Origin of the sequence: Streptomyces sp. GbtcB6 (genome assembly GCF_019091475.1) — a bacterium.
Lineage (GTDB): Bacteria > Actinomycetota > Actinomycetes > Streptomycetales > Streptomycetaceae > Streptomyces > Streptomyces hyaluromycini.
Window position 1 is genome coordinate 354,872 of record NZ_JAGXJL010000003.1, and the last position, 17,166, is coordinate 372,037.

At 69.4% G+C, this 17,166-nt stretch carries 18 protein-coding genes and 1 tRNA gene; 5 read left to right on the plus strand and 14 right to left on the minus strand.

The genetic code is table 11. The features are described from left to right. Positions 1-153: 153 nt before the first annotated feature. From KVT45_RS07015 to KVT45_RS07040, 6 genes are all read right to left on the minus strand, one after another. Positions 154-762 (minus strand): hypothetical protein, encoded by a 609-nt coding sequence (locus KVT45_RS07015; RefSeq protein WP_217545612.1) that lies wholly within the window; start codon positions 760-762, stop codon positions 154-156. Then, positions 762-1,028 (minus strand): hypothetical protein, encoded by a 267-nt coding sequence (locus KVT45_RS07020; RefSeq protein ID WP_217545613.1) that lies wholly within the window; start codon positions 1,026-1,028, stop codon positions 762-764. Before KVT45_RS07020 ends, KVT45_RS07015 begins: the two co-directional genes overlap by 1 nt. Further along, the gene (locus tag KVT45_RS07025) at positions 1,025-1,618 is read right to left on the minus strand and encodes a hypothetical protein (protein WP_217545614.1); all 594 of its coding nucleotides are present in this window, start codon (positions 1,616-1,618) and stop codon (positions 1,025-1,027) included. Before KVT45_RS07025 ends, KVT45_RS07020 begins: the two co-directional genes overlap by 4 nt. Next, positions 1,615-2,265, minus strand: a complete 651-nt coding sequence (locus tag KVT45_RS07030) for a hypothetical protein (RefSeq protein ID WP_217545615.1) — start codon at positions 2,263-2,265, stop codon at positions 1,615-1,617. The genes KVT45_RS07025 and KVT45_RS07030 overlap by 4 nt, the downstream gene beginning before the upstream one ends. An 86-nt stretch (positions 2,266-2,351) precedes the next feature. Next, the gene (locus KVT45_RS07035) at positions 2,352-2,633 is read right to left on the minus strand and encodes a helix-turn-helix domain-containing protein (RefSeq protein ID WP_217545616.1); all 282 of its coding nucleotides are present in this window, start codon (positions 2,631-2,633) and stop codon (positions 2,352-2,354) included. Further along, positions 2,630-2,926 carry an XRE family transcriptional regulator gene (locus KVT45_RS07040; RefSeq protein WP_217545617.1) on the minus strand — a complete coding sequence of 99 codons (297 nt, stop codon included), beginning with the start codon at positions 2,924-2,926 and terminating at the stop codon, positions 2,630-2,632. The genes KVT45_RS07035 and KVT45_RS07040 overlap by 4 nt, the downstream gene beginning before the upstream one ends. 259 nt (positions 2,927-3,185) lie before the next feature. Here KVT45_RS07040 and KVT45_RS07045 point away from each other — a divergent pair, with 259 nt between their 5' ends. After that, complete coding sequence (locus tag KVT45_RS07045; protein WP_217545618.1) at positions 3,186-3,599, plus strand: hypothetical protein; 414 nt, start codon at positions 3,186-3,188, stop codon at positions 3,597-3,599. A gap of 768 nt (positions 3,600-4,367) precedes the next feature. Here the strand turns inward: KVT45_RS07045 and KVT45_RS07050 are convergent. The 5 genes from KVT45_RS07050 to KVT45_RS07070 form a co-directional block, all read right to left on the minus strand. Beyond that, the gene (locus KVT45_RS07050; protein ID WP_217545619.1) at positions 4,368-5,621 is read right to left on the minus strand and encodes a site-specific integrase; all 1,254 of its coding nucleotides are present in this window, start codon (positions 5,619-5,621) and stop codon (positions 4,368-4,370) included. Positions 5,622-5,741: 120 nt separating this feature from the next. Continuing rightward, positions 5,742-5,814: transfer RNA gene (locus KVT45_RS07055), tRNA-His, on the minus strand. Positions 5,815-5,939: 125 nt separating this feature from the next. Next, on the minus strand, positions 5,940-6,542 hold the full coding sequence (orn, locus tag KVT45_RS07060; protein WP_217545620.1) for an oligoribonuclease: 603 nt from the start codon (positions 6,540-6,542) through the stop codon (positions 5,940-5,942). A 579-nt stretch (positions 6,543-7,121) separates the two neighbouring features. Then, entirely contained in the window at positions 7,122-8,294 is a 1,173-nt protein-coding gene (locus tag KVT45_RS07065) for a helix-turn-helix domain-containing protein (RefSeq protein ID WP_217545621.1), read from the minus strand. A gap of 377 nt (positions 8,295-8,671) precedes the next feature. Next, positions 8,672-8,947 (minus strand): hypothetical protein, encoded by a 276-nt coding sequence (locus KVT45_RS07070; RefSeq protein WP_217545622.1) that lies wholly within the window; start codon positions 8,945-8,947, stop codon positions 8,672-8,674. Positions 8,948-9,299: 352 nt separating this feature from the next. On the opposite strand from KVT45_RS07070, the gene KVT45_RS07075 reads away from it, so the two are divergent. Together KVT45_RS07075 and KVT45_RS07080 are read left to right on the plus strand one after the other, a co-directional pair. Beyond that, on the plus strand, positions 9,300-9,827 hold the full coding sequence (locus tag KVT45_RS07075) for a universal stress protein (protein ID WP_217545623.1): 528 nt from the start codon (positions 9,300-9,302) through the stop codon (positions 9,825-9,827). A gap of 154 nt (positions 9,828-9,981) precedes the next feature. Continuing rightward, positions 9,982-10,548, plus strand: a complete 567-nt coding sequence (locus tag KVT45_RS07080; RefSeq protein WP_217545624.1) for a GPR1/FUN34/YaaH family transporter — start codon at positions 9,982-9,984, stop codon at positions 10,546-10,548. 125 nt (positions 10,549-10,673) lie between these two features. Here KVT45_RS07080 and glmS read toward each other — a convergent pair whose 3' ends face one another. Further along, positions 10,674-12,491: a glutamine--fructose-6-phosphate transaminase (isomerizing) gene (gene glmS, locus KVT45_RS07085; protein WP_217545625.1), complete on the minus strand. Its 1,818-nt coding sequence runs from the start codon at positions 12,489-12,491 to the stop codon at positions 10,674-10,676. Positions 12,492-12,511: 20 nt separating this feature from the next. Further along, positions 12,512-12,769 carry a hypothetical protein gene (locus KVT45_RS07090; protein WP_089105178.1) on the minus strand — a complete coding sequence of 86 codons (258 nt, stop codon included), beginning with the start codon at positions 12,767-12,769 and terminating at the stop codon, positions 12,512-12,514. A 165-nt stretch (positions 12,770-12,934) separates the two neighbouring features. On the opposite strand from KVT45_RS07090, the gene KVT45_RS07095 reads away from it, so the two are divergent. Continuing rightward, the gene (locus KVT45_RS07095) at positions 12,935-14,497 is read left to right on the plus strand and encodes a metallophosphoesterase family protein (protein ID WP_217545626.1); all 1,563 of its coding nucleotides are present in this window, start codon (positions 12,935-12,937) and stop codon (positions 14,495-14,497) included. Positions 14,498-14,583: 86 nt separating this feature from the next. Here the strand turns inward: KVT45_RS07095 and KVT45_RS07100 are convergent, their stop codons facing one another. After that, positions 14,584-15,444 (minus strand): DUF4429 domain-containing protein, encoded by an 861-nt coding sequence (locus KVT45_RS07100; protein ID WP_217545627.1) that lies wholly within the window; start codon positions 15,442-15,444, stop codon positions 14,584-14,586. A 140-nt stretch (positions 15,445-15,584) separates the two neighbouring features. Between KVT45_RS07100 and KVT45_RS07105 the strand changes: the two genes are divergently transcribed. Beyond that, positions 15,585-17,156, plus strand: a complete 1,572-nt coding sequence (locus tag KVT45_RS07105) for a beta-N-acetylhexosaminidase (protein ID WP_254646454.1) — start codon at positions 15,585-15,587, stop codon at positions 17,154-17,156. Positions 17,157-17,166: the final 10 nt, after the last annotated feature.

The following is a 17,166-nucleotide window of genomic DNA, read 5'->3' on the forward strand; positions in this document are numbered from 1 at the left end:
CGGCGGCCTCGCCCAGGACGTCGCGGGCGCAGCGGCGGGCGGCGGCTAGGAACACCGCGGCGGCCTTGGCCTCGTTCTCGGCGCTCTGGGCGTCGGTGTCGGCGGCCTGGTTGATGTAGGCGTCCTTGGCCGCGGCGTTGAGGGACTGGGACATCAGACCTTCACCACCAGCGGGCGGACGGCGGCCAGCTCGGCGCTGGCGATCCACGCGGCGGCGTCCTCGATCGTCGGCAGACCGTTCGAGGAGTAGCGCCAGCGGATGCTGGACACCTGGTGGGCGCCTCCCGCGTCGGGGACGGCGCCGGCGATCCAGAGCGGGGTGTGGTCGGCGTCGCGGTAACTGGTGATGATCCCGTACAGGGTCGCCTCGGTGACCGTGGCGGCCTGGCGGGTGACGAGGTACTGGTGCGGGTCACCGCCCGGGACGACGGGGCGGCCGGGCCACAGCCACACCTCGCCGATCTGGCGCGGGGGCTGTCCCCAGCCCGTCACCGACGCGTGGGACATGGCTCGCCCGAGGCTCTCGGCGGAGATCGTGTGGACCGTGCCGCAGGTCCGGCACAGCAGCCGCAGCCGTACGCGGTCGAACGTGCCCGCGTGGGAGCAGTCGCCGTTGGCGCAGGTGTGCGGCTCGGTGCTGCTCGCGAGAGGGCGCGCGCCGTCCTCGTGGATGACCTCGGCCTCGTCCCACACGGGCTGTGCGCAACCGACTGCGTGCGCCAGGGGGTTCCATCCGAAGTAGGTCGTTTCGATCAGTTCCATCAGGCTGCGTCCTTGCTGTGGCGTGCGCGGAGTTCCTGCACGCGGAGCGGAAGGGTCTCGGTGTGCTGGGGGACGGCCGGTGCGGCGTGTCGGCGGCGGCTCGGCGCACGGGAAGGAAGTGCCGGAGAGGGCTCGGCCGGGGCCTTGCGGGTGGCCCAGTAGTCCGTCAGCGGCCCTTCGTCGAGGGCCACCTTGAGCAGGACCAGGAGGACGGTGCCGGTGCCCGTGCCGATGCCCGCTGCGGCGAGCCACTGGGCGGTGGTCACGGGCGCGATCGCGACGTGGCCGGTGCGATCAGGCACATGAGCTCGGCGGCGTCACGGTCGGCGTACAGAGCCGTGACGCCGTCGCCGCGCAAGTGCACGTCCGCGCCGTCCTTGTGGCCGGTGGCGGTCATCGCCGTGCCGTCGACCTTGACCGTGGCGGGGTCGATGCCGAACTGGTGCAGCCACCACCGCCAGGCGTCCAGGCTTCCCGGTTCGACCGTCACGGCGATCGTGTGGGCATCGCGGATCTCGATCCCGGTTGTGTCCGGCTGGCGCTGCACCTTGTCCTTGACCGTGCCTGCGGGGGAGTCGAGGTCGACGTCCAGGCCGATGCGCGTGACGCATCCCGCGTACTCCGTCACCTCGAACTCGCCATCGCCGGTGATGCTCGGGTCGGCGATGGCGTACTGCACGGGGCTGTCGTCGCTGGTACCGGCGACGGCCTCGGCGATGAGCGCGCGGACCGGGCCGGTCAACTCCAGCGCCAGCACCTCGAGATGAGCCGCGGTGAGCGGCAGGTCGAGGAGGGCCGTGGCCATATGGAGGGCGGCGTGCAGCTTGTGCGGGACGTGCCGCGGGTCCTGGCTCACTCGCCACCGTCCGAGATCTCGGCCGTGTAGGACATGGCCTGGAGCTCTGCGGGGGTTGCGCAGGCGGAGCACAGGTCGACCATCTGCTGGTTGGGCACCCAGTAGCAGCCGCCGCCGCAGGCCGCGTCCTCGGTGCAGCCGCACCGCACGCAGCGGGCGACGTCCTCGGTGTACAGGCCGTCCGTGTTCAGGGGCTGGACGGGGATGACGGCGGGGACCGCGGCCAGGACGCTGGCCCCGAGCGGCACCGGCTGTGTGTCGGCTGCGGCTGGCGCTTCCGGCGCGGTCGTCTCGTCGACGCGCGCGGGGTCGCCGGCGAGGAGGGCGGCCTGCTCGCGAGTGACGACGGCCCCTCCGCAGATCTCGATGTCCTTGAGCCGCGTGATGACCTCGAGCCGGATCCCGTCGGTGACGGTGGCCTCGGTGATCGGCACGTCGAGGTGAGCGGCCAGCTCGTGCAGGCCCGCCGCCTCGTGGCTGCGGAAGGTGGCGACGATGCGCCACCCCTGCGGGAAGTCCTGGTCGATGTGCACGGAGAACGGCGGCGGCGAGAGCGGCGCGACGATCTCGGCGGCAACAGCAGCGGCGTGCGCGAAGGAGTCTCTCGGGGGTGCGGTGGCCGTGGCGGTCTCGGTAACCTGGTCCACGTTGAACCTCTCGTCAGGTTGGTTGATGCGAGGTGATCGGCTTGCGGGGCTTGTTCGGATGCGACCCGGGCGGGCCCCGCGCCGCGTCAGGACGCGGTCTTCAGCGACCCGCGGCGCGAGGGCAGCGGGCGCAGGTGGGCGAGCGGGTGAGTGCTGGTGCTCGCGGAGGGCGCGGAGGTGGCGGCCAGGGGCCTCACGGACGGCTCGTGATGGTGCAGTTCGTCGATGCGCGCGAGATCGGCGTCCGTGAAGTACACGACCCGGCCGACCTTCGAGTGCGGGAGTCGCTTGATGTGCCGACGCAGCCAGCTCTCCTCGACACCCAGCTCGCTGGCGGCCTCGGCGTACTGGAGCCGTCGGCGGGTCATACCCGGGCCGCCGCAGCAGGGATGTCCGAAACTGAGTCCTCGTCAGGAACGGCCCTGCCGGTCGGGGCCCAGAGGATGAGCAGGTCAACGCCAATGACCCGGGAGATGTCGTGAGCAACGCCGGCGGGCTGGGTCTTCGTGGCTCCGCGCAGCAGGGCGTCCACGGTTCCGTGCGGGATGCCGACCTGCGTCGCCAGCTCGCGACCGCTGATGTCGGATCCGGTTCCGGTCCTCCCCATCAGCTCACGCAGCAGGTCAGGCTTGACCAGGCGGTATCGGGGTTCACGAACCATGGGCACACCTCTTGGGCGCTCTGACCAAATTTTTGGGCACGGAACTCATAGTGCATGGGTTTGGGCACGGTGTCCAGATTTTTGGGCAGTCCGAACGTGGGGATTTGGTCAAAGCCGCCGCGTGGACTGGCGCGGAGTGTCCAAAAACCTGGACACTGTGACCAACGCGACCGAGACTGCGGTCCGCTGAACAGGGCGTACGCCCCGTGCGTACCTCTGGCCACATGGGCACAGGTGACCGGGAGACGAGGTTGGGTCGATGACGGGCGGCGACGCTGCGACGGGTCGGACGGATCTGTCCGACCTTCTACGCACCCGTAAGGAGGAGCTGGGTCTCAGCTACCGCGAGCTCGAGGCGGCATGCATCGACCCGGCCCACCCGAAGGCCGGCATTCAATACAGGCGCGGCACCCTGGAGAACTTGGTCAAAGCCGTCCCTGGCACCAAGGCGCCCACCTACTCCCAGCTTCACGCCCTCGAGGCCGCCTTCAGGCTTCCGCTGCAGCTGCTCCAGGATGCGGCAGCTGCTCAGTTCTTCGGCCTCGACGCCGTGCGTGACGAGGAGGACCCCGAAACGGTGGCCTTCATGCACGACTTCCAGGGGCTCAGTGCGGACGATCAGGCATGGGTGCGGGCGATGGTCCAGACTCGTCGAAATATCGATCAATCCTGACCGGAAACCGACCGTAAGCCCGAGTGGCAACTGCGCACAGTAGTTGCATATGCCATGCCGAGGGGTGAAGGTCGACCTCCGCTTTGTTCCCGCAGCCTGCCCCTTCGGCACTCAGAAGGCCTGGTTGTGCCGTTGCGTGGCACGGTCATATACCCCAAGGAAACAGACCGAGCGTGCCGTTTGCGGCTGCTTCTGACCCCACCTCAGAATCGTTGGCCATGGGTGAACGCAGGGCTCCGGCGCTGTGACCAGCAGTGGTATCAGAACCGGCGATTTTCAACTACCAAACGTTTCACACTGGTCACAGGGTAAGCGGTATGGCATCGTCGGTGGTCCGCCTGGGGGGGCGCTAGCGAACGACTGCATCGCGTCTCGAACACGCGAGCGATGATGCGGGTACGGTCATGCAGGGGGTCTACATGCCAAACAGAGGCGCGCTACCGGGCAGCACTACCCAGGGTTACAGCGACCTTGAAATCGAGTACGTCGACCAGCTGCCCGGCGGTCGCGCTTACCTTTTACTGGCCGGCCGCCAAACGGCGGCCTGCTTTGCAGTGCAAGAGCGCTTCACCCCGGAAGCCCAAGCCCAGGCCGCTGAGGAGATACAGAACCTCGCCAGCCTCGGCCTGTGGCCGCACTCTGCCCCGGGGCGGCAGTCGCAGGCTGGAAACTAGACCGCCTAGCGATCAGACATGGTCTGTGGGTATGGCGCAGATCGTGGATGCGGGGCCGCTCATGCGGCCCCGCATCCACGGCGCTTCCTGATCGCTACACCACCGTCAGCCGGGCGACCGGCGCTGGCGCTCCCATGGCGGCCTGGATGGCTGAGGTGATCTCGTCGTCCAGTCCGCGCACCAAGTGCCCGTACCGGTCCACCGTCGTCTGAATCGACTCGTGTCCCAGCCTGATCTGGATCGCAGGCAGAGGGATCTTCGCGCCGATCAGCCACGCCACGTGGCTGTGCCGAAGATCGTGGATCCGCGCCCGCTTCGGGAGTCCCTTCTTGATCGCCTCCTCCACCGCGGGCTTCCACTTCCGGTTGTAGAAGTTCGCGTGCCGCCAGTGCTTCCCCGTGGCCGTACGGAACACGAAGTCCTCCGGCCGGCACCCGGCGGTCTGCCGCCGGAGCATGACCACCTGGTCGGCCGTCAGAGCTACCATGCGCCTGGCCTTCTTGGTCTTGGGCGGCCCCATGTAGAAAGCCTCGGCACTGCCCTTCGTGGACCGCTTCCAGGCCCTCTGGACGTTCGCGGTGGGCGTCGCCGAGTCCAGCGCCAGATCCTTCACCATGAGCGCCGTGGCCTCGCCCCAGCGCATCCCCGTACCCACGAGCCAGTCGGCAAGGTCGCGCGCATCCGGGTCCTTGATCTCCTGAGCGATGCGCCCGTACTCCGCGTGCTCGAGGAACGTCATCTCCTCGTCGGTGTCGTCGTCGACCCGGGGGAGTCGGGTCTTGGTGCAGCAGTTCTTGGTGCGCAGCTGCGGGGTCGCGTCCACCGCGGCCTGGACGATGCAGTACAGCAGGCCGTGCCGGTTCCGGACGCTCTTCGGGTCGGCCGGGCGACGGAGCCACTTCTCCGGATCGTCCGCGTCCTGCAGGCCGGTCTTCTCGACGCCGACCCAGATGTCGACGTCCTCCTGGACGAGGTTGCAGATGGTGGCCGGCACCGTCTGCCCGCGGACGTCCGTGTGCTGGATCAGGGAGAGGTGTATTCGGATGTCTCGCCGGTAGTCGTCCTTGGTGCGCTCGTCGATGTTGTTCAGGCGGTCGACGTACCGGTACGCGTACTCGGTCAGGACGACGTCCCCTGGGACGGCCGGCGTCTCCACGAACCCCTCGCCGCGCACCCAACCGTGAGGCCACTGGTTCCCGTGCGCCTCGACCAGCTTCCGGAACTGCGCGGCCTGGTCCTTGCCCTCGTCCCCGCCGAAGTTCTCGGTCTGCCACTCGCCAGACTCGCGCCACTTCACCTGGTAGGTGGGCGGCCCCTGCTTCTTGGGTCGTTCCACAACGGATGCCATGCAGGGACGATAAGGGCGAAAGGGTGGCCCCGGGGGCCCTGTTGTTCCCGTGATGTTCCCAACACTCGGGGAATGACGAAGGGCTGACCTGTTTTCACAGGTCAGCCCTTGATCATTCAGGGTGAGTGACGGGACTCGAACCCGCGACATCCTGGACCACAACCAGGTGCTCTACCAGCTGAGCTACACCCACCACGACCGGCGGTGACTTTGTGGTTTCTCCGACCGGCCGAGAAAAAGTGTACAGGGTCCGAAGGGGTGCTCGCGCACGGCTTTCCCGGCGCCCCTCCGGAGACCTCCTGGACGCCCCCTGGACGCCTATTCCGCAGGCAGGACGTGCTTGGCCGCGATCGTCCGCGCGGTGTCCGAGTCGGGGCCGGGCTGCGGTACGAAGATGGCCTCGCGGTAGTAGCGCAGTTCGGCGATCGACTCGCGGATGTCGGCGAGGGCGCGGTGGTTGCCGTTCTTCTCCGGGCTGTTGAAGTAGGCCCGCGGGTACCAGCGCCTGGCCAGCTCCTTGACGCTGGACACGTCGACGATCCGGTAGTGGAGGTAACCCTCCAGGCCCGCCATGTCCCTGGCGAGGAAGCCGCGGTCGGTGCCGACGGAGTTGCCGCACAGCGGGGCCTTGCCGGGTTCCTTCACGTGTTGCCGTACATAGGCCAGGACCTGCTCCTCGGCCTCGGCGAGCGTCGTGCCGCCGGCCAGCTCGTCGAGCAGGCCGGACGTGGTGTGCATCTGCCGCACCACCTCCGGCATCGTCTCCAGTGCCTTGGCCGGCGGACGGATGACGATGTCCACGCCCTCGCCGAGCACGTTCAGCTCGGAGTCGGTGACCAGTGCGGCCACCTCGATGAGCGCGTCGTCGGACAGCGAGAGGCCGGTCATCTCGCAGTCGATCCACACCATGCGATCGTTCATGCGACCACCCTAAAGCTGGCGTCGCCGTTTGGGTGCCCCCGGTATGCCGCCGACGTCTCCGTGGGCTGCCGCCCCCGTACCCCCGCATCATCGGCCTACGGCCTCGTCCTCAAACGCCGGACGGGCTGAGAGGGTGGCTGGCGCCGTCGCTTTCGGGCGTTGGGCGGCTGGTGGGTGGTGGCTGGGCGCCGTCGTTTTCGGTCGCTGGACGGGCTGAGAGGGTGGCCCGGCGCCGCCGTCTTCAGGCGTTGGATGGCTGATGGGTGGTGGTTGAGGGCCGTCGTCTTCGGGCGCTGGGCGGCCGGAAAGGGTGGCTGATAGCCGCCGTCGACCTCACCACTTGTCTTACTGAGGCGGGAAGAGGGTGCGGTTGGGTACCGCTGTCCTCGGCGTCACCGCTTGCCCTGTCGGGTCGGGAAGAGGGTGCGGCCGGGCGCCGTCGTCCTTGGCCTCGCCGCTTGCCCTACCGGGCGGGTGGCGTCGTTCTTGGCCTCATCGCTTGTCCCACCGAGTCGGGTGGTGGGTGGGCGGAGGGGCTGGGGCCTGCCCACCCGAGGGTGTCGGGTGGGCAGGGGTGGGTCAGCTGCCTGTGCGGGGACCCGGGAGGCTGGCCGAGAGGCCTACCGCCGCTGTCCTGCGGGTCTGCATCGGCAGTACGCCCTCGGGGTACGGGACCGCGAGCGGGCCCGTCGGCGGCAGCGGTGCCGGTTCCGGCGCGTCGGCCCGTTCGGCCTGCGGCCGCCTCGCCCGGTACGCGGCCCGGTACGCCGCCGGGGACGACCCCAGCTGGCGGCGGAAGTGGCCGCGCAGCGCGACGGGGGAGCGGAAGCCGCAGCGGCCCGCCACCTCGTCCACCGAGTAGTCCGACGTTTCGAGGAGACGCTGCGCCTGCAGGACCCGTTGCGTGATCAGCCACTGGAGCGGGGCCGACCCCGTCAGTGAGCGGAAGCGGCGGTCGAAGGTGCGGCGGCTCATGTACGCGCGAGCCGCCAGCGTCTCCACGTCGAACTGCTCGTGGAGGTGCTCCAGCGCCCAGGCGACGACCTCGGCGAGCGGGTCGGCGCCGATCTCCTCTGGTAAAGATCGATCGAGGTAGCGCTCCTGACCGCCCGAGCGGCGCGGCGGGACCACCAGGCGGCGGGCGAGCGCACCGGCCGCCTCGTTGCCGTGGTCCGTCCGCACGATGTGGAGACAGAGATCGATTCCGGCCGCCGTACCGGCCGAAGTGAGGACGTCGCCGTCGTCCACGAAGAGCTCTCGCGGGTCGACGTGTACCGACGGGTAGCGCTTGGCCAGCGTCGGTGCGTACATCCAGTGGGTGGTGGCCGGGCGGCCGTCCAGCAGGCCTGCGGCGGCCAGCACGAACGCGCCCGTGCACAGCCCGACTATGCGGGCCCCTTCTTCGTGGGCGCGGCGCAGCGCGTCCAGCGCCTCTTCCGGTGGCGGCGCGGTGATCGAGCGCCAGGCCGGTACAACGACCGTGCCGGCGCGTGAGATCGCTTCCAGGCCATGCGGCGCGGTGAGTTCCAGGCCCCCTGTGGTCCGCAGCGGGCCTTCCTCGCCACCGCACACCAGCAGTCGGTAGCGCGGTACGCCGGCGTCCTGGCGGTCTATCCCGAACACCGACAGTGGTATGGAACTCTCGAAGATGGGGCCGCCGCTGAACAGCAGCACCGCGACAATCTCCTTGCGGCGTCGCCCGGAGAGTTTCCGGGCCGCGGCTTCCGGCGCGGCAGTGGAGTCGTGGCTCATCCTGCTAAGCCCCCCTCGGTGGTCGCGGCTCCTCGGTTGTGTCGCTCCTGCACGTTTCCCCTCGGTCCTGCACGAGTCCCCCGCCGTAAGACGTCAAGATCGAATCTACTGGTTTCCGCAGTGTCGCGTTGACCAGTTCGACACGCCGTCGATTGTCGACATGACAACTTGGCGTGAAGCATTCGATCACGAAGGGTTGCACTCACGGGCCGTGCAGGGAAGTGCGCCTCGTGGCAGTGGCCAAACCGCGTAGGGTGCGGAGGGTCCTGCGGACCCTTTCCGTGCAGGTGGAACGGGGGTTGGGGGGTAGTTGGTGCCCCTCTTGCACGGGTCCGGGAAGTTGGCTGAAAAGAAGCGTTCGCGTGCGCGGAAACCGGTCAGTCGACCGGTGTAGTGCCCCTGGTGTGACGTCCGCCTCCCCGGGCCCCCGTCCCGCGCTGCGAGCGGCGCAGCAGGAAGCGGCAGGCGGCGGTGACGGCGGCGAGGCCGAGGGCGGTGCCGGCCGCGCCGGCCGGCGCGGTGCCGTACCAGAGGAGCACCACGGGGACGAGGACGCAGGAGAACGCGGCCCAGCGGACCACGTCGCCGGCGGTGTCCGGGGCCGGGCGTGGGGAGGGGCGTGGGGCGGGGGTGGTGGGGCGCGGTCCGGACATGGTCGTACTCCCTCGACGTACTCCCTTGTGCTCCCTTGTGACGCACTCGTACCGGGATCAACGCGCGTTCGGGCGGTCGGTCACCGTGCGTGGAGCTCCGGTCCTGTCCGAATCCTGTGCAAACCGCCTGTACGGGGCAGCAACCATTGCGTTACGGGCGCGGCTCGTGCATGCTCCCTGGAACCCCTAACCGACTCCGGGGAAGGTCCCCTACGGAGAGTGCGCGGGATCTGGGCTGAGGAGGCGTGCCGCCGTACCCTTGGGGGTATGGGGTTGGGAAGATGTTTCCCGGACACAGCTCCGCCGCACACTGTCGTCCCCTCCACACAAGGATCACAACGCCGAGACAGCCATGGCCGGTCACGAATTCTTCGATCCAGCGGACCGCAAGCGGCCGGTCGCCGACCCCACGGCGGCCGATGCGCTGGCGGCGGAAGAGTCACGCCCTTCCTGCGATCCCGCCTTCAAACACGGGGTGGTCGTCGGCTTCGACGGCTCCACCTCCAGTGAACGCGCCCTCGCCTATGCGATCGGGATGGCACACCGCTCCCGCGCAGGGCTGATCATCGTCCACGTCGCCAACCGACTGCCGACCACCGTGTGGGCCGGCTGCGAGCCACCCGTCTTCGTCGACGTGCCGGACCACCGGACCGAGGTGCTCGGGCTCGAACTCGCCTGTGCGGAGTATCTGGCCGAGGTGCCCTGGATCCTCGTCGAGCGCGGCGGCGACATCTGCCACGAACTCGAAGAGGTGGGGCGGGAGTACGAGGCCGACGCGATCGTCGTGGGGTCGACCCACGGGATCGTCGGGCGGCTCTTCGGCTCCGTCGCGGGCAGACTCGCCAAGCGGGCCAAGCGGCCCGTCGTTGTCATTCCGTAACTCCCCGTTCTCCCAGGTGAGATGCGCCGTGGGAACGGTCCGGCTCCCTTTGTGCCGTGCGTAAATCTACTCGTGCGTAGAGGTGTTTGTGTCCTTGTGAAGGGCATATATCGGTCACCGCGCACAACTGCACAAGGCATGAAGGGAGCCCGCCGTGGACAATGACGTCTCTGCGGGAAGCGGAACCACTACCGTGGCCGGCCGACTCGCCCTGGGGATCACCCTGTTGGCGTTCGGCCTCGGCACCACCGGTGTCATCGACGACGTGACCACGTCCGACGCCGTGTCAATCGCCCACTACGTGGGCGGAGTCGCCCTCTTCCTGGTCGGCCTGCTGGCCTTCCGTGACCGTGACACCGCGAACGGCACGGGCTATGTGGCCCTCGGTGCCCTCTGGTTCACCTGGGCCGTCTCCTCCGGCGGCCACTCCTCGGCCAACGGGGCCGGGCTCTTCCTGCTCCTCTTCGCCCTCGTGGCCCTGTCGCTGACCCTCGCGGGCGGAGACCAGCTCGGACAGGCCATGCACGGGCTGCTGTTCCTGGCGATGCTCGTGCTCGCCGTCGCGCAGTTTGCCGACAGCTCGTCACTGACCAAGGTCGGCGGCTGGGTTGCGGTGGCGGCGGGGGCGGTGGCCTGGTACGCCGCGACGGCCGCGCTGGCGCACTGGCCGACGGTGCTTCCGGGACGGGCTGCCGGTCGGGGGGTGACGGCCCACGGCTGATATGGCAGCCGACGCCGGGGAGTTGGGCGTCCCCGGCGACAAATAGAGCGGACCCCCCGTGGCTTGGTGGCACACGTGGGGGTCCGTTCGGTTGTCCGGCCCGCACGGGCCGACGCAACCCGGCCCTACTCCACCGTCACCGACTTCGCCAGGTTCCTCGGCTTGTCGATGTCCCGGCCCAACGCCTTCGCCGTGTGGTACGCGAGGAGTTGGAGGGGGATGCCCATCAGGATCGGGTCCAGTTCGTCCTCGTTCTTCGGGACGACGATCGTGCGGTCCGCCTTCTCCTGGGGCTGGTGGGCCACCGCCAGGATCTTGCCGCTGCGGGCCTTGATCTCCTCCAGGGCCGCGCGGTTCTTCTCCAGGAGGTCGTCGTCGGGGACGATCGCCACCGTGGGGAGGGCCGGCTCGATGAGGGCCAGGGGGCCGTGCTTGAGCTCGGAGGCGGGGTAGGCCTCCGCGTGGATGTAGGAGACCTCCTTGAGCTTCAGGGAGGCCTCACGGGCCACCGGGTAGCCCCGCACGCGGCCGATGAAGAGCATCGAGCGGGCCTCGGCGTACTCCGCGGCCATCTTCTCGATCTCCGCCTCCTGGGCGAGGATCTCCGAGATCTGGGCCGGCAGCTTGCGCAGACCGTCGATGATCCGCTTGCCGTCGCGGACCGAGAGGTCGCGGATGCGGCCCAGGTGCAGCGCCAGCAACGCGAACGCGACCGTCGTGTTCGTGAAGCACTTCGTCGAGACCACGCAGACCTCCGGGCCCGCGTGCACGTACGTGCCGCCGTCCGCCTCCCGCGCGATCGCCGAGCCCACCACGTTCACCACGCCCAGCACCCGCGCGCCCTTGCGCTTCAGCTCCTGGACGGCGGCGAGGACGTCGTATGTCTCACCGGACTGGGAGACCGCGATGTACAGCGTGTCGGGGTCGACCACCGGGTTGCGGTAGCGGAACTCGGAGGCCGGCTCGGCGTCCGCGGGGATGCGGGCCAGCTCCTCGATCATCTGGGCGCCGATCATGCCGGCGTGGTACGAGGTGCCGCAGCCGAGGATCTTCACCCGGCGCACGGCACGCGCGTCGCGGGCGTCCAGGTTGAGGCCGCCGAGGTGCACGGTGGAGAAGCGGTCGTCGATCCGGCCGCGCAGCACGCGGTCGACCGCGTCGGGCTGCTCGAAGATCTCCTTGTGCATGTAGGTGTCGTGGCCGCCCATGTCGTACGACTCGGCCTCCCACTCCACGGTGGTCGGCTCGGCCGTCGTGCGGGTGCCCTCGGTGGTGTAGGTGCGGAAGTCGTCGGCCTTGAGGGTGGCCATCTCGCCGTCGTCGAGGGTCACTATCTGGCGGGTGTGGGTCACGAGGGCCGCGATGTCCGAGGCTACGAACATCTCCTTGTCGCCGATGCCGAGGACCACCGGGGAGCCGTTGCGGGCCACCACGATCCGCTCGGGGAAGTCGGCGTGCATCACCGCGATGCCGTAGGTGCCCTCGATCAGGCGCAGCGCCTGACGGACCTTCTCCTCCAGGGTCTCCGCCTGGGAGCGGGCGATCAGGTGGGTGAGGACCTCGGTGTCGGTCTCGGAGAGGAAGACGACGCCGTCCGCCTCCAGCTTGCGGCGCAGTTCGGAGGCGTTGTCGATGATGCCGTTGTGCACGACGGCGACCTTCTGGTCGGCCGACATGTGCGGGTGGGCGTTCACGTCGGAGGGGGCGCCGTGGGTGGCCCAGCGGGTGTGCGCGATGCCGGTGGTGCCCTTGAAGCGCGCCGGTACCTTGGCCTCCAGGTCCCGGACCCGGCCCTTGGCCTTCACCATCTTCAGGCTGGCCGTCTTCGGGGCGGAGACGACGATGCCCGCCGAGTCGTAACCGCGGTATTCCAGCCGCTGTAGACCTTCGAGGAGGAGGGGGGCGACGTCGCGCCTACCGATGTATCCGACAATTCCGCACATGTATAGGTGTTCCGTATCCCTCAGCCGTAGACCATGCGGCGCAGCTGCCGGAGGGTGAGCTCCGGCGGGGCGACCGCCCTGTACTTCAGATCCGCCGCGATCCGTTCGAAGATCTCCGCGTTCACCAGGCCTTCCGCCTGGAGTTCGCGGTGGCGGCGCCGGACGTAGTCCCCGGCCGTCTCGTCGAAGTAGGCGAGCACGTCCTGGATCACCCGCAGCGCCTCGCCCCGGCTGAGGGGTGTGGATCGCGTCAGGTGATCAACAAGTTCATCGTGCACCCGGTTGATCCTGGAGTACCGAAGTCGGTTTCGCAAGAATCCTGCCCGATTCCGGGCAGCAGACTGTTCAATCGCTTATGGGGCTCTGTTCGTAAGCTGTCCATCCTGTGTCTTGCGCCACGTCGCTTGTGGAGACGATTTTCAGACGCCATGGACATTCCTCGTATGGGCGTACCCGATGAGCTCGCCGAGCGCATGAGCATGGCCGAGCAGCACGAGTACCTCCGCGCCAAGTTCTCCCGGCGCTCCATGATCAGAGGCGGCGCTGTCACGCTCGGCGCCGTCACGGGCGGCACCCTCGTCATGGGCGGCACCGCCCAGGCGGCCGTTCCCACCCAGTCCTCCGCTCCCGCCACCCAGTACGTCGACGGCGCCTTCGTCGCCCCGTTCGGCCGCCACCTGGCCTTCGGCAACGACGCCAGCACGGAGATGACGATCTCCTGGCAGGTCCCGGTCGCGGTGAAGAAGCCCTTCGTCCGCATCGGCACCCACGCCTCGCACCTCTCGGTCAAGATCGACGCCGAGATACGCGCCCTCTACACCCCGGCCGGCATCGGCGCCAGCGGCGACCACACCCAGTACTACGTGCACGCCAAGCTGGCCAACCTCAAGCCGGGCCGCACCTACTTCTACGGCGTCGGCCACGACGGCTTCGACCCGGCCTCGCCGAAGTTCGCCAGCACCATCGGCACCTTCACCACCGCGCCCGCGCACAAGGAGCCGTTCACCTTCACGGCCTTCGGCGACCAGGGCGTCAGCTACCACGGCCTGGCCAACGACGCCCTGATCCTCGGCCAGAACCCCAGCTTCCACCTGCACGCCGGCGACATCGCCTACGCCGACCCGTCCGGCGCCGGCAAGACCGCCGACACCTTCGACTCGCGCACCTGGGACCAGTTCCTCGCCCAGACCGAGACCGTCGCCAAGTCCGTGCCGTGGATGGTGTCGTACGGCAACCACGACATGGAGGCCTGGTACTCGCCCAACGGCTACGGCGGCGAGGAGGCCCGCTTCTCCCTGCCCGACAACGGGCCGGACAAGAAGAACCTGCCGGGCGTCTACTCCTTCGTCCACGGCAACACGGCGATCATCTCGCTCGACCCGAACGACGTCTCCTTCGAGATCCCGGCCAACCTCGGCATCTCGGGCGGCACCCAGACCACGTGGTTCGAGGCGCAGCTGAAGAAGTTCCGCGCCTCGAAGGACATCGACTTCATCGTCGTGTTCTTCCACCACTGCGCCTACTGCACCTCCACGGCGCACGCCTCGGAGGGGGGCGTGCGACAGGAGTGGGTGCCGCTGTTCGAGAAGTACACGGTGGACCTGGTCATCAACGGCCACAACCACCAGTACGAGCGCACCGACGTCATCAAGGGCAACACGGTCGTCAAGAAGCTCCCGATCGGCGAGACGGCCTACTCCGAGACCGAGGGTGTCGTCTACGTCACCGCGGGCGCGGCCGGCCGCAGCCTCTACGCGTTCACCGCCCCGGACTCCTACGAGGGCCACCTGAACGAGGTCGACTCCGTCGCCTCCTTCATCAACACCAAGGACGGCAAGGTCAACGAGACCGTCGCCTGGTCCCGGGTGCGCTACCTCAACTACTCCTTCCTGCGCGTGGACGTCGAGCCCGCCCCGCGCGGCCAGTACGCCAAGCTGAAGGTGTCGGGCATCGCCGAGACCGGCGACCGCATCGACCACTTCACGGTGGCCCGCAAGGCCAAGTAAGGCCCGGCAGGCCCGCGTAGGGCCCGGCAGGCCCACGCAAGTCCGTACGCCCCGAAGGCAGGGCGCAAGGCACCCGCAGGCGGTCCTCACATGCGTTTGAGGACCGCCTGTTTGGCCATCGTGAACTCCTCGTCCGTGAGCACCCCCTCGCGGTGCAGCTCACCCAGCTCGCGCAGCCTGCGCAGCAACGCGTCGTGATCGGCCTCGGCCGCCTCCGGCGCCCGGGACAGCTCCGGTACGTCGGCCGCCGACGGATGCGGCAGCCGCGCCTGGACCGCCGCCGCGACCAGCGCCATCAGCGGATCCCGTTTGAACCCCCACAACTCCACCGCGTTCGGGTCGTACTTGGCCCGTTCCCGGGCCGGCGCGCCGGTCATCCGGAACCGCAGGTGGCCGTTCTCAAGACCGGCGGACGGCAGCCACTCCACGCCGAGGATGTCCGCCAGGGCCAGCGTGCGCGGACCCGCGGCGGCCTTGACGTCCTCCGTCTTCCAGTTCCACTCCAGGCGCACCCGCTCCCCGTCGAACGACGCCGTGCCGTCCCCGGCGGAGACCGACAGCGGCAGCGGCGGCCCCGGCAGCAGGTACCCGCTCACCGGCGTGCCCGGCACCTGCGCGAGCAGCAGCGCGTCGCGCACCTCGTCCGTGAAGTACTCGGCGACCCCGTACCGGTCCGACTCGACGGTCAGCCGATAGGGGTCGTGGGGTTCGGCCAGGCGGCCCCCGGTGGCGTGCAGCAGCGGATCGGCGCCGTCCCGCAGCCGCAGCCTCAGCCGCCCCTGCCTGCGGCCCTGCTCGAACGAGATACCCGCCAACGCGCCCAGCGGCACGACCAGTTCACCCAGCGCCCGGCGCAGCACACCGACGTTCCGGTCCCGGCCGGGAGTCAGCCGCAGGGCGTCTCCGTCGAAGACCCAGATGCCGTCCTTCTGGATGATTTCCGCCATGCGGGGATTGTTCCACCGGAAGTGCGGGAGAGTGGTCTCGACCAATCCTGGTTCGGTCTCACCCCCCGCTGAAGGGAGCGCATGTGCGAACGCACCACAGAACGACTCCCCGAACTCTCCGAACTTCCCGAACCCCCCGCCTGGCCCGCGTCCTCGGGGCCCTGCTGCTCGTCGCGGCGGCCGGTGCCTTCACGGTCGGCGCCACCCCGACGGCACCCGCGCCCGCGCCGGTCCCGCTCGGACGGGTCGTCCCGGCGCCCGCCTCGGTCACGCCCGGCGGAACGCCGTACCGCATCACCCGGGACACCGCCATCCGCGTCGACGGCTCCGGGGAGGCCCGCCGGGTCGCCGAGTACCTCGCCGGCCTGCTGCGCCCGTCGACCGGCTACCGGCTGCCCCTGACCACCCACGGCACGGCGGGCATCCGGCTGCGCCTGGCCCCCGGCCCGTTCGGCGCCGAGGGCTACCGCCTCGACAGCGGCCGCGACGGCGTCACCCTCACCGCCGCCGAGCCCGCCGGCCTCTTCCACGGCGTCCAGACCCTGCGCCAGCTGCTCCCCGCGGCCGTCGAGAAGGACACCGTGCAGCCCGGCCCCTGGCTGGTCGCCGGCGGCACCGTCACCGACCGCCCCCGCTACGCCTACCGCGGCGCGATGCTCGACGTCTCCCGGCACTTCTTCACCGTGGCCCAGGTCGAGCGCTACATCGACCAGCTTGCCCTCTACAAGATCAACGAGCTGCATCTGCACCTCAGCGACGACCAGGGCTGGCGCATCGCGGTCGACTCCTGGCCGCGGCTTGCGGCCTACGGCGGCTCGACCCAGGTCGGCGGCGGCCGGGGCGGCTTCTACACCAAGGCCCAGTACAAGGAGATCGTCCGGTACGCCGCCTCCCGCTACCTGGAGGTCGTCCCCGAGATCGACATGCCAGGCCACACCAACGCCGCCCTCGCCTCCTACGCCGACCTCAACTGCGACGGCACCGCACCACCGCTGTACACGGGCACGGAGGTCGGCTTCAGCTCGCTGTGCGCCGGCAAGCAGGTGACGTACGACTTCGCCGCCGACGTCATCCGCGAACTGGCCGCCCTCACCCCCGGCCGCTACCTCCACATCGGCGGCGACGAGGCGCACTCCACCAGCCACGAGGACTACGTCACGTTCATGGACCGGGTACAGCCGATCGTCGCGAAGTACGGCAAGACGGTGATCGGCTGGCACCAGCTGACCGGCGCCCACCCGGCACCCGGGGCGATCGCCCAGTACTGGGGCCTGGACGACACGAGCGCCGACGAGAAGGCCCAGGTGGTCAAGGCCGCCCGGAACGGCACCGGGCTGATCCTCTCGCCCGCCGACCGGGTGTACCTGGACATGAAGTACACCGAGGGCACCCCGCTGGGCCAGGACTGGGCGGGCCTGGTGGAGGTGAAGCGGTCGTACGACTGGGATCCGGGCGACTACCTCGCCGGAGCCCCGAGTTCGGCGGTCAAGGGCGTCGAGGCGCCGCTGTGGACCGAGACGATCGTGACCGGCGCCGACCTCGACTACATGGCCTTCCCGCGGCTGCCGGGCGTGGCCGAGCTCGGCTGGTCCCCGGCCGCCACCCACTCCTGGGACGCCTACAAGGTGCGGCTCGCCGCCCAGGCCCCGCGCTGGGACGCCCTCGGCATCGCCTACTACCGCTCGCCGCAGGTGCCCTGGCCCGCGCACTAGGGTGAAACCA